Below are 16899 nucleotides of genomic sequence, written 5' to 3'. Positions count from 1 at the left end.
GATCAAATGTGGGAGCGAGCCTGCTCGCGATAGCGATGGTGCATCCACATCAAGGGGACCGGCAGCATGCCTTCACGAGCAATCCCGGTCCCACTCGGGGTTACTTGCCAGGTGTCAGTGTCAACCGCGTCTTGCCATACACCTTGTCAAAGTTCTGCGGCTGCATCGGCAGGCTCATGTATTGCCCCTTGAGCCATGGATCGACGCTGTCGAGATAGTGCGGGCTGGCCGGGTTGCCGGATTGGCCGGTACCGTTCTGGCCCATCAGCGGTTCGGCCTGGCCGAAATCGACGATAAAGCGCATGGCCGGCGCCAGTGTGGTGTTGAAGTCCTGACCCCAGGTGAACGCGGCGGTGTTGAGCGTGGTGTGGTCGCCACCGGCTGGCAGCGGACCGCGTACGGTCTGGCCACTGGCGTTCTTCCACTCGTAGCGGTGCAGTTTGCCCCACTGCCAGGCTTTGTGATCGCCACCCAACTGGCTGTCGCCCGCGCTGATCGCGGCCGCCAGGCTACGGGCGAGAATCGCCGGTTTGTCTTCTTTCTGCGTAGTGCGCAGGTCATCCCAGAACGGACTGTCCTCACGGCTCAGCAGGTGATCGGCCTGAGCCGCGTAAGACAACTTGCCGTTGGCGATAAAGGCTTTCCACGCCGGGGTGCTTTCCGGGCCGAGTTCGTCGAGGAAAATCTGTTTAGTACTTTCCTGCACGAACAGCTCGTAGATCGCCGCGTCGGCGGAGGTCGGGCTGAGTTTGCCGTCGAAAGCCATCAAACGCGTATAAGCCTCGCGAGCCTTGCCACGATCGGCCACCGGCAGTGCTTCGATGGCCTGTTTGAGTGGCTGAGCCATGCCCGGCGCTTCAAACACCTTCTTCAGTTTGGCGGCGAAGGTGGTGGTCTGGTCGTATTGCATGGCGATCAGGCTACGCGTGTCGTGTTTGCCCACGCCCGCCAGTTCGGCCATGCGTTCGCCGCGTTCCGGTGTCGACCAGGAATTGGACAGCTGCATGCCGTAGCCATGGGGAATGACCCGCTGGTTGGCGGTGCCGAGCCAGCCTTGAGCCGGGTCCTGGTCATACGGATGGAGCATCGGGTCGGCGTAACCGTCCCAGTCGTAACGACCTTCCCAGCCCGGCGACGGCAGCAAGCCTTCGCCTTCGCGACGGTTCGGGTAGCGACCGGTAACTTGCCAGCCGATATTGCTGGCACCGGCAAACACCAGATTCAGGGCGATGGCGCGTATCTCACGGCTGGCGTCAGAGGCTTTCTCGACACTCTGCGCTCGGGACAGATCGAAAAAGGCGTCCAGGGTTTTGTCGTCGGTGAAGTTCGGCGTCTGCAAGGCCAAGCCGAAACCATTTGCCAGTGCGGTGCCTTGGGCGCTGTTGAGCAACGGCCCATGGCGGGTTTCGTACACCGCTTCGCGAATCGGCTTCTGGCCTTTGACGAAGTAGGTTTCGTTGCGCACGATCGCCGGCTGCCATTTGCCGCTGACTTCGTAGGAAAGGCCACTGCCCTGACGTTTGATTTTTTCCAGGAACAGGTCCTGGTTGTCGCCCATGACCGTGGTCATGCTCCACGCCACTTTGCCGTTGAAACCACCGAGCACCATGGGTAACCCGGCAATGGTCACGCCGGAGGCCTGGTATTTCGGCGCGCGAATCTGCACGTAACTGAACAACGACGGCACGCCCAGCGGCCCATGGCTGTCGCTGGCCAGAAGGCTTTTACCGCTGCGGCTGCGTTGCGGGGCGATCGCCCAGTTGTTCGAAGACGTGGCGCCCAGCAAGTTCAGGTCGGACAGCTGGCCCGTAGCCCTGCTGATTTCGCTCAGCCCCGGGATTTGTCCGTTGAGCTTGATACCTTGGAGTTTTTCCGCTTCTGCGACCGGCAGTTTTTCATCGGGAGCGGACGGCACAAGCCACGCCAGCTTGTCGGTACTGACTGTCTGGGCCAGCATCAATGAGGAAATTTCTTCCGGCAGATTCGCCGATTGACTGAAATTCAGCAGGCAGAAAATCAGCGCCGAGTCTTCTGGTTTCCAGTACTCAGGCTTGTAGCCAGTGGCCGCGAGATCGGCAGGCAGTTTGTCGCGGTAGCGGAACAGGTAGGCGTTGACCCCACGGGCATAGACTTCGAAGAAACGCTTGAGGCGTGGCGAAGAGGCCTTGTACAGCTCACCCGCGCTTTTCTTCAGATTGACTGCACGCATGTAGCGGTCGGCGTCGAGCAGGTCCGAACCAGACATCTCCGCCAGACGGCCCTGGGCCAGCAAACGCAGAGTGACCATTTGGCTGATGCGGTCGCTGGCATGCACGTAGCCGAGGGTGAACAACGCATCGTGGAAGCTGTTGCTCTCGATCAGCGGCATGCCCATGGCATTGCGTCGAATCGAAACGTTCTGCGCCAAGCCTTTGAGCGGTTGCACGCCGGAGGCAGGCGGGAGGGTGTCTTGCGTGTTCCAGGTCTGACAACCAGTCAGGCTTAAAACACCGGCCACTGCTGCGGCAACGCCGAACCGGGGAAGAAAATGTGTGAGGGCTGGCGAGGCCATGGCAAAGCTCCTGCGGGGGTAGTGACGCAATAAAGGCGCTACGTTAGTGAGCAGGAGGTGGGCGCGCAAGCGGGGTACAGATCTTATTTCGGGATTTAATTGTTAAACCCAAAAGATCGCAGCCTTCGGCAGCTCCTACGGGTGTACGCCGATTCCCTGTAGGAGCTGCCGAAGGCTGCGATCTTTTGATCTTTCTCTATCAGGATTTAGGTGGATTAATCTTGGCCACCAACGCATACGCCTTCACCGTCGCCGGGCGGTTCTGGATGTGGTTGAACCAGCGCAGTACGTTGGGGAAGTCTTCCAGGTTCTGGCTCTGCCACTTGTGAGAAACGATCCACGGGTAGATCGCCATGTCGGCAATGCTGTATTCGCTGCCGGCGACAAAGTCATTGTTGGCCAGTTGCTTGTCGAGCACCCCATAGAGGCGGGCGGTTTCATCGATGTAACGTTTGATCGCGTAGGGGATTTTCTCTGGTGCGAACTGGCTGAAGTGATGATTTTGCCCCGCCATCGGCCCCAGGCCACCCATCTGCCAGAACAACCATTGCAGCGCTTGCTGGCGACCGCGCAGGTCTTTGGGCAGGAACCTGCCGGTTTTCTCCGCCAGGTACAGCAGAATCGCCCCCGACTCGAACAATGCCAACGGCTCACCGCCATCGACCGGCTCATGATCGACGATGGCCGGGATTTTATTATTCGGCGAGATCTTCAGGAACTCGGGTTTGAACTGGTCGTTTTGGCTGATGTTAATCGGGTAAACGTTGTACGGCAGGCCGGCTTCTTCCAGGAATATCGAAATCTTGTGGCCGTTGGGGGTGGTCCAGTAATACAAGTCGATCATGAAGTACTCCAAATCAAGAGACATCGTCAGGTACGGACAGCGACCGTCGGCATCAGGTCGTCCTGTTTGCGTTTGATGGCTTGCCAGTAGCAAGAGGTGATGCTGAAGTGCGGGGAATTCAATGCCCCAGCAGGAGAAAAATCGGCATGGAGCTCAAGACAAACGCGGCGCTGATCATCATCGATCAACAAAAAGGCATTCTGCATCCCAAACTGGGTCGTCGAAACAACCCTCGTGCCGAAGAGCGCATGCTGGAACTGCTGGTGCATTGGCGTCTTACCGGGCGGCCGGTGATTCATGTGCAGCACCTGTCCCGCTCAGAGGACTCAGTGTTCTGGCCGCAGCAATCGGGGGTGGAATTTCAGGAGCGCTTTCAACCATCGATGGGGGAGTGGCTGATTCAGAAGCAGGTGCCAGATGCCTTTTGTTCGACAGGACTGGAGGCGCGTTTGCGCGAGGCGGGGATCGATCAGTTGATCATCGTTGGCGTGGCGACCCACAACTCGGTGGAGTCCACGGCGCGAACGGCCGGGAATCTGGGGTTTGAAGCGTGGGTTGCGCAGGATGCGTGCTTTACCTTCGACAAGGCGGATTTTTTCGGTAACGCCCATTCAGCCGAGGAAGTGCATGCGATGTCGCTGGGTAATTTGCATGGGGAATATGCGACGGTCGTCGGCACAGCAGAAATATTAACGGCTGGCTGAAAACCTGTGGGAGCGAGCCTGCTCGCGATAGCGTTCTAACTGCCAAATTGATAGTGAATGTGCCGCCGTCATCGCGAGCAGGCTCGCTCCCACAGTTGATCGGCGGTGCTCACAATTTTGTGTGTTCACAAAAGATCCCTGTGGGAGCGGGCTTGCTCGCGAAGACGATTCAACAGGCGAAAAAGATATCCGCCCGAAGCATCAAGCGCCGTGGCACTTCTTGAATTTCTTGCCATTGCCGCATGGGCAAGGATCGTTGCGGCCGACGTCTTTCAGGGCGTTGCGCACCGGTTCCTGGTGGGCGTGGCCGCAGTTCGGGCCGTGGACATGGCCATGGTCGTGATCATGGTGGTCGTGATGGTCATGATCGTGGTTGCAGTCTGGGCCATGGACATGAGGTTGCTGAGTCATCGGGGTCACTCCGGAATTAAATCGGCGGCGATTATCACGCCATTACGCGCCAGGTGCACGTAGTGCGCGATGAATAAACCGGTTTCCAGTTCACCTTCCAGACGATAGGGAATGGGTTGATCGGGTTTTTTCAGCAATTTCACCAGGTCCCGGACTTTCGGCCAAAGGTTGGTGCGGATCGGCACTTTAAAATAAGCGCTGCGTTTGGGGCCGACCGTGAACCAGTGTTCGTGCTCACCTTCGGCCAGCAGTATGTCCCCGAGGTGAATGCGATATTCCAGGGCGCGCACCGTCAGGTCTTGGTCATTGGGATTGTCGACGCGAAAGTGCAGCAGGAACTTCTGCTCCAGTAGTTTGGCCCGGACCACTTCGACCTTGACCAGATGTACTTGCGGCTCTGGCAGATCGTTGTCGAAGTCGAACCACGACGCACAGCCGCCGAGCCCCAGAAACAGGAGCAGGGTGAGCAGCTGTAATGCGCGTCGTTGACGGGTCATGGTGAGTTATCTCCCTTGAGACCCAGTCTAGCCTTGGTCAACTCAAGCGCCGAAATAACTCGCGCAGCACTTCTTGAACTTCTGCCCGCTGGCGCACGGGCACGCATCATTACGCCCGGCCTTGAGTAACACGGTGGGGTCGATGAAATACCAGTGGCCGGCGTTCTGTACGAATGACGAACGTTCGCGGTGGCTGTGTTCGCCGCTGCTGTCGTGCCAGCGAGCGGTGAAAGTGACGAAAGCGTGCTCCGGCTGACCGCCGAAAACCTCGGCGCTTTCGACCTCCAGGCCCAGCCAGGTGCTTTGGGCGCTCCAGTCGCTGATCGACTGGCGATCCAGGCCGGCCTGTTGTGCGGGCAGGGTGGTCGCCACCAGATAGTCGATCAACCCCAGTACATAGGCGCTGTAGCGCGAACGCATCAAGACTTCGGCGCTGGGGGCGGGGTGGCCGGCGTGGTAATGACCGCAGCAGGCATCGAGCAGCGTGCCGCTGCCGCAAGGGCAAATGGATGTACTCATTGAGTTACCACCAATATTTCCCGAAATTTTCCGGATTGGCCCAGAAGCGTGAGTTCAGCCAGTCGGGCACCTGTTTATAGTCAAGCAGATCATAGGTGAACAGGGTCAGTACTTGATCGTCGCGCTGGAAGCGTTCGCTGGCTTGCAGCGCCAGAGAGAAAAAGTCCGTCTCCTGCCAACCGCATGCCGGCAAGTCGGCCAGCACCGCAATGCGACTGGCATTAAGGTTACGTATGCCGCCAAGCAGATTCAGGCCGTCGCGCTTGGGCAAGTGTTCGAGACAATCGACCACCAGCGCCAGATCAAACCGTTGTGCTGCCAACTCGGCGGGCAGTGTCCCGGGTGCAGCAAAGGCGACGATGCTGTCCGGGTGCGCGAGCTTGAACGCCTCAAACGCGGGGAATTCGCTAGCGCCAATCAGCAACAGACGCGCCGGGGCATAACGATCAAGCAAAGCGGCCAACGCCTGCTGGGGCGTGCGCGAAGAAATACCTGCAATCATCGAAGATCCTCAATCAGAGCGCCAAGACTAGCCTGCCCCAACGTCCGGGCCTAGTGTCCTTTCTTGCGGGTTTAGCTAAAAAGCGCCGATCTTCCGCGAACACGGGGAAAAACAGCAATGGCCTATTGCTGGCGGAGATTAAAAGTCGGGTCTTTACTCCCTAGAATCGGTTTTAAGCCGATCCCTCAGGAGAAGAACTAGATGAGCATAATTCGGACAGCATTACCCTTGGTTCTGCTAACCAGTGTGTTGACTGGTTGTGCAGGCTTGCAGAAAACCGACTGGCCGTCCTGTGCGGCGGTCGGTGGTGTCATTGGTGCAGGGCTCGGCGCGACCGAGAGCTCGGCATGGGCGGGGTATGGCGCGCTGGTGGTCGGCGGCACGGCAGCCGCCTATTGCTGGGTGCACGGCGATGGCGACGAAGACGGCGATGGCGTGCCGGACAGTCGCGACAAGTGCCCGGGTACACCTAAAGGCGTGCGGGTCGATGCCGACGGCTGCCCTCCACCAGCGCCTGCGCCGGTGGTCGAGGAGGCTGCGGTGGTCAAGGAAGAAGTCATCGTTATCCGTGATGTGCACTTCCAGTTCGACTCGGCCAAGCTCACCCCTGCCGATAAAGACGTACTCAACACCATTGCCACGCGCCTGAAACAGGAATCCTCCAGCGCCCAACTGACCGTGACCGGTCATACCGATAGCGTCGGCAGCGATGCCTACAATCAGAAACTGTCGGATAGACGCGCCCATTCGGTGGTGGAATACCTGATTTCCCAAGGCGTGCCACGCAGCAGTTTCGTGACTGTGACCGGTGCCGGTGAAAGCCAGCCGGTGGCCGATAACAAAACTGCGGACGGCCGTGCGTTGAACCGTCGCACGGAAATCAAAATCAACCGCTAGATCCCTTGTGCTCCGCGGCTTGTACAGTCGCGGATGCGGGTCTTTACTCCTGTGTGACCGGTATGGGCCGGTGACACAGGAGCATTCACAATGAGCGTTCTCACAAGGACCGTCTTCCCGGTTCTGCTGCTTGGCAGTCTTCTGACCGGTTGTGCGACTCACAGCGATGGCACTGCCCCCCTCAATCAACGTACGTGGCCGATCTGCAGCGTCATTGGCGGACTGGTCGGTGGCGGTTTGGGCGCAATTGAAAGCAGTGCCTGGGCCGCGGGTGGAGCGGCGCTCGGAATCTTGACCGGTGGCCTGATCTGCTACGCCCAGGATGGCGATGAAGACGATGATGGTGTTTTCGATCGACGCGATCGCTGCCCTGATACACCTGCCGATACCCCTGTCGAACATCACGGTTGCCCGCTGCCGCAATACCCGGCCAGCGTGAAACCTGTCGAACCACCGGTATCCGAAGTCATCACCCTGAATGGCAACGTGCTGTTCGCTTACAACCAATCCAACCTGATGCCCGAAGCGCGCAGTGAGCTGGATTCGCTGATGGCTAAATTGCAGAACGCCGATGTGGTGAGCGTTAAAGTCATCGGTCATACCGACAGCCAGGGTTCGGACGCCTATAACCAGAAACTGTCGGAACGTCGTGCCAGCAGCGTGGCGGCCTACCTGTTGAGTCAGGGGCTGGCGCCGAACAAACTCACCAGCGAAGGCCGGGGCGAAAGCCAGCCGGTGGCCGATAACGACACGGAAGAAGGGCGGGCGCAAAACCGTCGCGTGGAGTTGCACATCAATCGCTGAGCCCTGTGATAGAGCCGTCGGACGACCATTCAGGTTGTTCCGGCGGCCAAGTGGCGACCTTCCGGAAGAATTTTTTGTTGGCCTCTGGCTTATCCCGCGCGTAAGCCGTTACTGTGCGCGCAAAGAATAAATCTCAACGGGGGCGCGTATGAAGGTGTTTTGGGGGCTGGGAAAGTTATTGACCCTGCTGTTCTGGTTAGTGGCGCTGGTCAATCTGCTCATACCGTTTATCCATCCCTTTCACCTGCTGATCAATTTTGCAGGCAGCCTGTTGGCAGGGCTCCATCTTCTGGAGTTGGTGTTCTGCAACCGCAGCCTCAAAGGTCGAGCCCACCCTTGGCGTGATCGTCTGAAGATTGTCTTTTTCGGCGTTTTCCACCTGCAAACCATTCCGGCCCCGGCCGCTTCGAAGGCCTCCCATGCGTAAACTCTGTCTGCTCGCTGCACTTATCAGCCCATTGGCCTGCGCGCAGGTGGTGAGCGTCGAAACCAACTCGCTGATGCGTTTGCCCAACACCGCCAGTACCTTGCAACTGGAACGGCTGGAAGTCGCCGATTACGGCACCTTGCTGATTCCCTCGAACGTGACCGAAGTGACGGTCGGCGAACTGCGCCTGGGACGCGACGCGCGGATTGCCATTGTGCCGAGCGAACAAGCCCTGGCGTTGAAGGTCAGCCGTGCCGAGTTGGCCGAAGGCAGCCAGATCACTGCGCGGGGCGCGCCGGGGACTTACCTCAAGGCCGCTCGCTCCGGGCGCAATCTGGATGTGCAGATCAAAGCGTTGAACGCGCCACAATTGTCCGTAGACGCTCGCGGTGGCGCGGGTGCTCCAGGTTTTGTCGGCCTTGATGGGGCTAATGGTCAAGCACCGGGTTGTACCTGGGGCCAGGCCGGTCGCGGCGCCGATGGCAGTGATGGCAGCGACGGCCAGCCAGGCGCACCAGGGGCGCTGGTTCGGCTGGAAGTGCCGCGTGATTACCCGACGGAGCAGATCAAGGTCGAGGTTGCAGGCGGGGTTGGTGGCGCGGCAGGGCCTGGTGGCAAACCGGGAGCGGGTGGCAAGGCCAAGGGCTGCGTCGTCTATAAAGCCGATGGTGGCAAGAGTGGTCGTCCCGGTGCCGATGGCCAGCCAGGGCCTGCGGGAGTGGCGGGTTCGGTGAGCATTCAGCGGATGTAAGCCCTCCTGTGGCGAGGGAGCTTGCTCCCGCTGGGTCGCGAAGCGGCCCCAAAACCAGCGACCCCATTCTTTCAGAATGAACGCGGTGATTTACGACTGCTCCGCAGCCGAACGGGGGGCACAAAAGCTCCCCCAAACTACATATTCCTCAGAACATCGGCCGAGCCGCAGCAATCGCCACCAGCGCCAACCCGACCACCAGGTTAATCCCCACCAACCGACGAATCCTGCCCAGCACCGCTGCGCCCGTCGGCCAATCCTGAGCCGTTACCGCTGTGCGCAACTCTGGCAGCAGCAACGCCTGAATCCGGATAAACAGCGCCGTCATCACCACATACAATCCCATCATCACCTGCACATACCGCGGCGCGGCTTCAAATCCGGAGAACTGCAGATGAATCATGCCCACGCCGCTGATCGGCAAAAGCACCACCGCGATCCAGACCCAGCGGAAAAAACCTTGAAACACTTCCACCCACAGCTTCAATCGGGCAGGGCCTTCCAGCGCCTTCATCGCCGCGGGGCGCAAGACCATCCAGGCGAAAAACATGCCGCCGACCCACACCAGGGCGGCCAGGACATGCAGGGTATAAACGATGCCAAAAGGTGTCATTGAGGTACTCCGTTCTGCGCGGGATTAATTAGCGGGGTATGATAGCGGCCGATCCGAACCACTGAAAATTTATCCAGCGTTTTTTGCGCCCGACAATCCATGATCAGCACCGAACTCAAAACCACGATCCAGGGCGCCTACTCGCGTTTTCTCGAAGCCAAGAGCCTCAAGCCGCGCTACGGCCAACGCCTGATGATCGCCGAAATTGCCAAGGTCCTCGGTGCCATCGACACCGACGATGAAGGCCGGCGCAGTGGCGACCCCGCGATTGTCGCGGTGGAAGCCGGCACCGGTACCGGCAAAACCGTGGCCTACAGCCTGGCGGCCATCCCCACCGCGAAGGCCGCCGGCAAGCGTCTGGTGATCGCCACGGCCACCGTGGCCCTGCAAGAGCAGATCGTCTACAAGGATTTGCCCGACCTGATGCGCAACAGCGGGCTGAATTTCAGCTTCGCCCTGGCCAAGGGCCGCGGGCGCTACATGTGCCTGTCCAAACTCGACATGTTGCTCCAGGAAGGTCATGCGCAGACTGCCACCGCGCAGCTGTTCGAAGAAGAAGGCTTCAAGATCGAGGTCGATGAGGCCAGCCAGAAGCTGTTCACCAGCATGATCGAGAAGCTCGCCGGCAATAAGTGGGACGGCGACCGCGACAGTTGGTCGACGGCGCTGGAAGACGCCGACTGGGCGCGCCTGACCACCGATCACAGCCAGTGCACCAACCGTCATTGCCCTAACTTCGGCCAGTGCGCCTTCTACAAGGCCCGCGAAGGTATGGGCAAAGTCGACGTGATTGTTACCAACCACGACATGGTCCTGGCCGACCTGGCTCTGGGCGGCGGCGCGGTTCTGCCCGATCCGCGGGACACCATCTACGTATTCGACGAAGGCCATCACCTGCCGGACAAGGCTATCGGTCACTTCGCCCACTACACGCGTCTGCGTTCCACCGCCGACTGGCTGGAAACCACGGCCAAGAACCTCACCAAACTGCTGGCCCAACACCCGCTGCCGGGCGATCTGGGCAAGTTGATCGAGCAAGTGCCGGAACTGGCCCGGGAGATCAAGACCCAGCAGCAGTTCATGTTCAGCGCCTGTGAGCAAGCAGCCGACTTCAAGCCCGGCGAAGACGTCGAAGGCCGTGAGCGCCCACGTCACCGTTTCGTCGGCGGGGTGATTCCCGAGCACATGCGCGAAATGGGCATCGAGCTGAAGAAGGGCTTTGCCCGCCTGACCGACCTGTTCACCCGGCTCACCGAACTGCTCAAGGAAGGCATGGACGGCGAGGTCAATATCGGCATCGCCAGCAACCAGGCCGAAGAGTGGTATCCGCTGTTCGGCAGCCTGTTGTCGCGTTCTTCGGGCAATTGGGAGTTGTGGACCGCTTTCACTGTCGAAGACCCGGAAGACAACCCGCCCATGGCCCGTTGGCTGACCCTGGCCGAAAGCGGTTCGCTGTTCGATATCGAGGTCAATGCCAGCCCGATCCTCGCGGCGGACATGCTCCGGCGCAACCTGTGGAACGTGGCCTACGGGGCGCTGGTGACATCGGCGACCCTGACCGCTCTCGGCACTTTCGACCGCTTCCGCATGCGTGCCGGCCTGCCTAAAACAGCCGTCACCGCGGTGGTCCCGAGCCCGTTCCATCACGCCGACGCCGGTGTGCTGCGGGTGCCGGACCTGAAAGCCGACCCGCGTGACGCGCCGGCCCACACCGCGGCGATCATTCGCGACTTGCCGCAACTGGTAGAAGGCTCCCGTGGCACCCTGGTGCTGTTCTCCTCTCGCAAGCAGATGCAGGACGTGTTCGACGGTCTGGATCGCGACTGGCGCAAGCAAGTGTTCATTCAAGGCAACCTGTCGAAGCAGGAAACCCTGAACAAGCACAAGGCGCGAGTTGATGGCGGGGATTCGAGCGTGCTGTTCGGTCTGGCGAGTTTCGCCGAAGGTGTGGATTTGCCCGGTGCCTACTGCGAGCACGTGGTGATCGCCAAGATTCCGTTCTCGGTGCCCGACGATCCTGTCGAAGCGGCCCTGGCGGAATGGATCGAGGCTCGCGGTGGCAATCCGTTCATGGAAATCTCCGTGCCGGACGCTTCGCTGAAACTGGTCCAGGCCTGCGGTCGCTTGCTGCGGACCGAAGAAGACCGCGGCACCATCACCTTGCTCGACCGCCGTCTGGTCACGCAGCGCTACGGCAAAGCTATTCTCAATGCATTGCCGCCATTCCGTCGTGAAATTTCCTGATGCACCGGTGGGCAAATAGGCCCGCCGCGTTGTCTACCTCACTGCCACCGCTTTTCCACTGGCCCATTGATGGTCGCTTGGGAGATCCACGTTCCTATGATTCGCCGTTCGTTGCCTGCTGTTTTTGCCTTGATGTTCGCAGCCCCTTTGCTGGCAGCCCCTGCCGGCCAGCAAACGTTGTTCAACTTTGTGCGTCCCGCCGACGTGGTTCAGGTGGCGACGCAGGACGCCAGCCTGCCGCAATCGAACGCGGAGCAAACGGCCGAAGGCGAAGTGCTGCGTCGCGTGACTTTTAATCCGGTCGCCCAGCCGACCTTGCGCCTGACGCCGCAGACCGGTGCCTGGGACTGGTCGCAGTCGGGCGTCATGAGCCTGCGGATCCAGAGCGCGATGAACTGGGCCGTGACCTTGTACGTGAAAATCCAGAGCAACGACGGCAAGACCTTGCTCAGCCGTGTCGATCTGCCGGCCGGCCCTGCGCAAACCCTGCTGGTACCACTGCAACCGAGTTCACCTTTGAGCCAGGGCATGAAAGCCGGCCCGCCGATGCCGATCACCTTCGAAGGCCAGCGTGTATTGCTGGCCAGCAGCACCGGTGAGCTGGACCGCAGCCAAGTAGTGTCGGTGACCTTGTCGATGGATCAGCCGAAAGTCGCCCAAAGCATCCTGCTCGAGCGCTTCGGCGTGCAGGATGGCGAGGCGGTCACCAAGGCCGCTTATGGCGCTTTGGTGGATGCTTACGGCCAATCGACCCGGGCCAAGTGGCCGGAGAAGGTCAGCAGCGACGAGCAACTGAAGTCCGCGGCGGCCAAAGAACAGCAACAACTGAAAACCTGGCTGGCCGAGCGCGAGAAGCAGTCCCTGGACAAGTTCGGCGGCTGGACCAAAGGCCCGGCGTTCAAGGCCAGCGGCTTTTTCCGCACCGAAAAGCGTGACGGCCGCTGGTACCTGGTGACCCCGGAAGGGCATCCGTTCTATTCCCTCGGCGTCAACAGCGTGAACCCGAGCGTCAACCAGACCTACGTCGCCGGTCGCGAGTGGATGTTCGAGTCCTTGCCCAAACCCGACGAGCCTCTTGCCAGTTATTATGGTGAAGGCGACAACCGTGGCGGTAATGGCGCCGATCAGGGACGAGCCTACAATGTCGGGCGCTGGTACGATTTCTATGGCGCTAACCTGCAGCGTCTGTATGGCAAACCTTGCGCACCGGGCAGCGAGACCAAGGCCGGTGTCGCTGAAGCAGCCAAGGCCGATGCGGTCGAGGCGGCGACCGATAAGGCTGCCGAGCAATCAGCCGCTCCTGCGGCGACCGAATCCGCGGCTGGCGTTGCCGACGCGGCCAAGACCGGCGCCGTTGAAGCGTCAGTCGAAAAAGCGGCCGAGCAAACGGCCGCCGAGCCCTGCAAAGTGGTTTTCGACGAACAACGCTGGGCCAGTCATACCCTCGATCGCCTGCAAGCCTGGGGTTTCAACACCCTTGGCAACTGGAGCGCCCCGGGGTTTGGCAACGCGGACCGAGTGCCATACACCTTGCCGCTGTCGATCGTCGGCGATTACGCCAGCATCAGCACCGGTACCGATTGGTGGGGCGGCATGCCTGACCCGTTCGATCCGCGTTTCGCCATGGCCACCGAACGCGCCGTGGCCATCGCCGCCCGCGACCATCGCGACGATCCGTGGCTGATCGGTTACTTCGCCGATAACGAACTGGCTTGGGCAGGTCCCGGCGCTGACCCGAAGGCCCGTTATGCGTTGGCCTATGGCACTTTGAAAATGACCACCGATGTACCGGCCAAACGTGCCTTCCTCAAACAACTGCGTGACAAGTACCGCAACCAGGCGGGCCTTTCCAAAGCATGGGGCATTGATCTGCCGGCCTGGGAATTGATGGAAGACCCGGGTTTCGTGCCGCCGCAGCCGAGCGCCGAATACCCGGAAATCGAAGCCGACTTCAAATACTTCCAGAAAGTCTTCGCCGACACGTACTTCAAAACCGTCTCCGATTCGCTCAAGTGGCATGCGCCGAACCAGTTATTACTGGGTGGCCGTTTTGCCGTCAGCACCCCGGAAGCCGTCGAGTCCTGCGCGCAATACTGCGACGTGTTGAGCTTCAATATGTACACCCTGCAACCTCAGGACGGTTATGACTTCGCCAGACTGCGCAGCCTGGACAAACCGGTGCTGATTACCGAGTTCAACTTCGGATCAAAGGATCGCGGCCCGTTCTGGGGGGGCGTGACGCAACTGGCGAAAGAAGAAGATCGCGGCCCGGCTTACGCCAACTTCCTCAAACAAGCGATGAGCGAACCGTCGATTGTCGGGGTGCACTGGTTCCAGTACCTCGATCAACCGGTGACCGGTCGCCTGCTGGACGGCGAGAACGGTCACTTCGGTCTGGTGGGCATTACCGATCTGCCGTTCCAGGGCTTTGTCGACACTGTGCGCAAAAGCAATTTGCAGGCTGTCGATCAGCTCGGCAAAGAGGCCGAGAAGGCCAGGGCCGAGGCGGAAGAAGCCACCGAGAACCATGAGGGCGAGGGCGGCAAGCAAGGTGCTGCCGACAAGGGGGCGGAGCAGGGCGCCGGCCATGCGGGTGGGCATTCGGGCAATGGTCATTGAGTCTGATACACCACAGGGATCGCACCATCGATGTCTGAGGCATTCTCAAGGCCGGGCGACCGCCCGGCCCAACCCTGTTCCCAAAACCCTCAAGGGCTGGAACAATGCGGGCCACTTTGTAGAGCGTTTATCCGGGAGAGTTGCGGGTGCAGATTCAGGGTCATTACGAGCTTAAGTTCGAAGCGGTGCGCGAAGCTTTTGCGGCGCTGTTCGACGATCCTCAGGAGCGTGGCGCGGCGTTGTGCATCCGGATTGGCGGGGAAACCGTTCTCGACCTCTGGGGCGGTACCTCCGACAAGGACGGCACCGAAGCCTGGCACAGCGACACCATAGCCAACCTGTTTTCCTGCACCAAGACCTTCACCGCCGTGACCGCGCTGCAACTGGTGGCCGAAGGCAAGCTGCAACTGGATGCTCCAGTCGCTCGCTACTGGCCCGAGTTCGCTGCCGCCGGCAAAGAATCCGTGACCCTGCGCCACTTGCTCTGCCATCAGGCCGGCCTGCCTGCTTTGCGCGAGTTGCTGGCCCCTGAGGCACTTTACGACTGGCAGACCATGGTCGATGCCCTGGCCGCCGAAGCGCCGTGGTGGACGCCAGGTGAAGGTCACGGTTATGCGGCGATCACCTATGGCTGGCTGGTCGGTGAGTTGCTGCGTCGCGCCGATGGTCGTGGGCCGGGTGAGTCCATCGTGGCACGGGTCGCGAAGCCTTTGGGGCTGGACTTCCACGTCGGCCTCGCCGACAAAGAGTTCCATCGCGTGGCACATATTGCCCGTAGCAAGGGCAACCTCGGCGATGCCGCGGCCCAGCGCTTGCTGCAAGTGACCATGCGCGAGCCGACGGCCATGAGCACCCGGGCCTTCACCAACCCACCGTCTATAATGACCAGCACCAACAAACCGGAATGGCGGCGCATGCAGCAGCCGGCCGCCAATGGCCATGGCAATGCCCGCAGCCTGGCCGGGTTCTACGCCGGTCTGCTCGATGGCAGCCTGCTGGAAAGCGAAATGCTCGACGAGCTGACCCGCGAACACAGCGTCGGCGAAGACAAGACTTTATTGACCAGGACCCGCTTCGGCCTGGGTTGCATGCTCGATCAACCGGACGTACCCAACGCCACCTACGGCCTCGGCCCACGGGCGTTCGGTCACCCCGGCGCCGGCGGCTCCATCGGTTTTGCTGACCCAGAATACGATGTGGCCTTCGGCTTTGTGACAAATACCCTGGGGCCGTACGTCTTGATGGATCCACGAGCCCAAAAGCTTGTGCGAGTACTGGCCACTTGTCTGTAAGTCACGCTTAAGGGGGCCAGGGCCGGAACCCGAAAGCCTTTGTGGTTTCAAAGCGCTGTTTATCCGGGCTAACCCGGTCTGATTCTTCATTACTTCATTTTGTGGATATCCAATGTCATTCAATAAAACTCTCGCCCTGGCCCTGTGCTTCGCTATCACCGGTTGCGCACAAACCCCACAAAATGACGCAGACGGCGGCAGCTGGTGGCCGTTCGGCTCTTCCGACAAGGTTGCGACCAAAGACCCAGCCCCAGCCCCGCTGAAACCTGCTGCAACAGCACCCGTCGCCAAGGCTGACAGCGCATCCCCTTGGTACTGGCCGTTCGGTTCCGATGACGCTGCCGACAAAGTGGCCAAACTGGACGTGAAACCGGAAATTAAACCTGAAGCCAAGCCGGCCGTTGCAGCCAAGGCTGAAGCTGATGCCGGTGGCAATTGGTGGTGGCCGTTCGGCGGCAAGGAGCAGAGCACCGCTAAGGCCGTGCCGATGCCCGACCCGAAAGTCACCCAGGCCTGGCTCGACGACTACGAACCGCGCCTGCGCGAAGCGATCAAGGACAGCAACCTGAAACTTGAGCGCCGCGAGAACGTGCTGGTCGTCACGGCACCGGTAGAAGGCTCGTTCAACCCTGACCGTCCGTCCATGCTGCTGCCGGTGACCCTCGGCCCGTTCACCCGTGTCGCGAAAATCCTCGAAGTCGATCCAAAGACTGCTGTGCTGGTACTCGGTCACAGTGATACGTCGGGCGCCGCACCGGCTAACGTGAAGCTCAGCCAGGAGCGCGCCCAGTCAGTAGCGGCGATCTTCCGTCTCAGCGGTCTGCAGCGTGATCGCCTGATGCTGCGCGGCATGGGTGGTGAGGCTCCGCGTGCCGCCAACGACAGTTCTGAAGGTCGTGCCTTGAACCGTCGCGTCGAGCTGTTGGTGACCCCGGCAAATACCATGGTCGCGTTGCTGAGCAAGTACAACATGCCGGCTCCTGCACCGGTGAAAACCATGATCGCTGCGCAAGACATCAAGCCAGTGGCCAAGCCTGTGACCCCGGCGCCTGCTGCGAAGAAAGCGGCTGTCCCGGCGACGAAAAAGGCACCGGCCAAGAAAGCAGCCGCCAAGGCTCCAGCCAAAAAAGCAGTGGTGAAAAAGACTGCGCCCGCTAAAGCCGCTGTCGATACCAAGAAAGTCGCTGTCGCCGATGACACAAAGAAGTGATTCGTTAACCAAAA

At 60.4% G+C, this 16899-nt stretch carries 16 protein-coding genes; 9 read left to right on the top strand and 7 right to left on the bottom strand.

Annotation, left to right across the window (positions count from 1 at the left end):
* Positions 1 to 100 precede the first annotated feature (100 nt).
* A complete protein-coding gene (locus KVG95_RS12655; protein WP_217856692.1) occupies positions 101 to 2551 on the bottom strand; it encodes a penicillin acylase family protein in 2451 nt (816 codons plus the stop codon).
* 199 nt (positions 2552 to 2750) lie between these two features.
* Entirely contained in the window at positions 2751 to 3395 is a 645-nt protein-coding gene (locus KVG95_RS12650) for a glutathione binding-like protein (protein WP_217856691.1), read from the bottom strand.
* 146 nt (positions 3396 to 3541) lie between these two features.
* Here KVG95_RS12650 and KVG95_RS12645 point away from each other — a divergent pair, with 146 nt between their 5' ends.
* Entirely contained in the window at positions 3542 to 4099 is a 558-nt protein-coding gene (locus KVG95_RS12645) for a cysteine hydrolase family protein (protein ID WP_217856690.1), read from the top strand.
* Between the two features lie 201 nt (positions 4100 to 4300).
* Here KVG95_RS12645 and KVG95_RS12640 read toward each other — a convergent pair whose 3' ends face one another.
* From KVG95_RS12640 to KVG95_RS12625, 4 genes are read right to left on the bottom strand one after another with little or no spacing between them, the layout of a single operon-like run.
* Positions 4301 to 4510 carry an SEC-C metal-binding domain-containing protein gene (locus KVG95_RS12640; protein WP_007906737.1) on the bottom strand — a complete coding sequence of 70 codons (210 nt, stop codon included), beginning with the start codon at positions 4508 to 4510 and terminating at the stop codon, positions 4301 to 4303.
* A 5-nt stretch (positions 4511 to 4515) separates the two neighbouring features.
* The gene (locus KVG95_RS12635) at positions 4516 to 5007 is read right to left on the bottom strand and encodes an LEA/WHy family protein (protein ID WP_217856689.1); all 492 of its coding nucleotides are present in this window, start codon (positions 5005 to 5007) and stop codon (positions 4516 to 4518) included.
* Positions 5008 to 5049: 42 nt separating this feature from the next.
* Entirely contained in the window at positions 5050 to 5526 is a 477-nt protein-coding gene (locus tag KVG95_RS12630) for a YchJ family protein (protein WP_123719790.1), read from the bottom strand.
* A gap of 4 nt (positions 5527 to 5530) precedes the next feature.
* Positions 5531 to 6028, bottom strand: a complete 498-nt coding sequence (locus tag KVG95_RS12625; protein WP_217856688.1) for a DUF6231 family protein — start codon at positions 6026 to 6028, stop codon at positions 5531 to 5533.
* Between the two features lie 201 nt (positions 6029 to 6229).
* Here KVG95_RS12625 and KVG95_RS12620 point away from each other — a divergent pair, with 201 nt between their 5' ends.
* From KVG95_RS12620 to KVG95_RS12605, 4 genes are all read left to right on the top strand, one after another.
* Positions 6230 to 6925 carry a PA1041 family peptidoglycan-binding anchor lipoprotein gene (locus tag KVG95_RS12620; RefSeq protein ID WP_217856687.1) on the top strand — a complete coding sequence of 232 codons (696 nt, stop codon included), beginning with the start codon at positions 6230 to 6232 and terminating at the stop codon, positions 6923 to 6925.
* Positions 6926 to 7015: 90 nt separating this feature from the next.
* Positions 7016 to 7729, top strand: a complete 714-nt coding sequence (locus KVG95_RS12615) for a PA1041 family peptidoglycan-binding anchor lipoprotein (RefSeq protein WP_217856686.1) — start codon at positions 7016 to 7018, stop codon at positions 7727 to 7729.
* A gap of 148 nt (positions 7730 to 7877) precedes the next feature.
* On the top strand, positions 7878 to 8156 hold the full coding sequence (locus KVG95_RS12610; RefSeq protein ID WP_123719787.1) for a DUF1145 domain-containing protein: 279 nt from the start codon (positions 7878 to 7880) through the stop codon (positions 8154 to 8156).
* Complete coding sequence (locus KVG95_RS12605) at positions 8149 to 8907, top strand: collagen-like triple helix repeat-containing protein (protein ID WP_217856685.1); 759 nt, start codon at positions 8149 to 8151, stop codon at positions 8905 to 8907. Before KVG95_RS12610 ends, KVG95_RS12605 begins: the two co-directional genes overlap by 8 nt.
* Positions 8908 to 9055: 148 nt before the next feature.
* Here the strand turns inward: KVG95_RS12605 and KVG95_RS12600 are convergent, their stop codons facing one another.
* Complete coding sequence (locus tag KVG95_RS12600; protein ID WP_217856684.1) at positions 9056 to 9520, bottom strand: CopD family protein; 465 nt, start codon at positions 9518 to 9520, stop codon at positions 9056 to 9058.
* Between the two features lie 99 nt (positions 9521 to 9619).
* Between KVG95_RS12600 and dinG the strand changes: the two genes are divergently transcribed.
* From dinG to KVG95_RS12580, 4 genes are all read left to right on the top strand, one after another.
* A complete protein-coding gene (dinG, locus tag KVG95_RS12595; protein WP_008005800.1) occupies positions 9620 to 11764 on the top strand; it encodes an ATP-dependent DNA helicase DinG in 2145 nt (714 codons plus the stop codon).
* Between the two features lie 96 nt (positions 11765 to 11860).
* A complete protein-coding gene (locus tag KVG95_RS12590; RefSeq protein WP_217856683.1) occupies positions 11861 to 14383 on the top strand; it encodes a beta-galactosidase in 2523 nt (840 codons plus the stop codon).
* A gap of 146 nt (positions 14384 to 14529) precedes the next feature.
* Positions 14530 to 15675, top strand: a complete 1146-nt coding sequence (locus KVG95_RS12585; protein WP_217856682.1) for a serine hydrolase domain-containing protein — start codon at positions 14530 to 14532, stop codon at positions 15673 to 15675.
* Positions 15676 to 15787: 112 nt separating this feature from the next.
* Entirely contained in the window at positions 15788 to 16885 is a 1098-nt protein-coding gene (locus KVG95_RS12580) for an OmpA family protein (RefSeq protein WP_217856681.1), read from the top strand.
* Positions 16886 to 16899 lie beyond the last annotated feature (14 nt).

The organism is Pseudomonas farris, from assembly GCF_019145235.1.
GTDB lineage: Bacteria > Pseudomonadota > Gammaproteobacteria > Pseudomonadales > Pseudomonadaceae > Aquipseudomonas > Aquipseudomonas farris.
Note: the sequence above shows the minus strand (reverse complement) of the source record. Positions and strands in the feature narration are given on the sequence as shown.

Coding starts and splice junctions, on each gene's coding strand:
- KVG95_RS12655 (WP_217856692.1), bottom strand. CDS start 2,551: ATGGCCTCGCCAGCCCTCACACATTTTCTTCCCCGGTTCGGCGTTGCC.
- KVG95_RS12650 (WP_217856691.1), bottom strand. CDS start 3,395: ATGATCGACTTGTATTACTGGACCACCCCCAACGGCCACAAGATTTCG.
- KVG95_RS12645 (WP_217856690.1), top strand. CDS start 3,542: ATGGAGCTCAAGACAAACGCGGCGCTGATCATCATCGATCAACAAAAA.
- KVG95_RS12640 (WP_007906737.1), bottom strand. CDS start 4,510: ATGACTCAGCAACCTCATGTCCATGGCCCAGACTGCAACCACGATCAT.
- KVG95_RS12635 (WP_217856689.1), bottom strand. CDS start 5,007: ATGACCCGTCAACGACGCGCATTACAGCTGCTCACCCTGCTCCTGTTT.
- KVG95_RS12630 (WP_123719790.1), bottom strand. CDS start 5,526: ATGAGTACATCCATTTGCCCTTGCGGCAGCGGCACGCTGCTCGATGCC.
- KVG95_RS12625 (WP_217856688.1), bottom strand. CDS start 6,028: ATGATTGCAGGTATTTCTTCGCGCACGCCCCAGCAGGCGTTGGCCGCT.
- KVG95_RS12620 (WP_217856687.1), top strand. CDS start 6,230: ATGAGCATAATTCGGACAGCATTACCCTTGGTTCTGCTAACCAGTGTG.
- KVG95_RS12615 (WP_217856686.1), top strand. CDS start 7,016: ATGAGCGTTCTCACAAGGACCGTCTTCCCGGTTCTGCTGCTTGGCAGT.
- KVG95_RS12610 (WP_123719787.1), top strand. CDS start 7,878: ATGAAGGTGTTTTGGGGGCTGGGAAAGTTATTGACCCTGCTGTTCTGG.
- KVG95_RS12605 (WP_217856685.1), top strand. CDS start 8,149: ATGCGTAAACTCTGTCTGCTCGCTGCACTTATCAGCCCATTGGCCTGC.
- KVG95_RS12600 (WP_217856684.1), bottom strand. CDS start 9,520: ATGACACCTTTTGGCATCGTTTATACCCTGCATGTCCTGGCCGCCCTG.
- dinG (WP_008005800.1), top strand. CDS start 9,620: ATGATCAGCACCGAACTCAAAACCACGATCCAGGGCGCCTACTCGCGT.
- KVG95_RS12590 (WP_217856683.1), top strand. CDS start 11,861: ATGATTCGCCGTTCGTTGCCTGCTGTTTTTGCCTTGATGTTCGCAGCC.
- KVG95_RS12580 (WP_217856681.1), top strand. CDS start 15,788: ATGTCATTCAATAAAACTCTCGCCCTGGCCCTGTGCTTCGCTATCACC.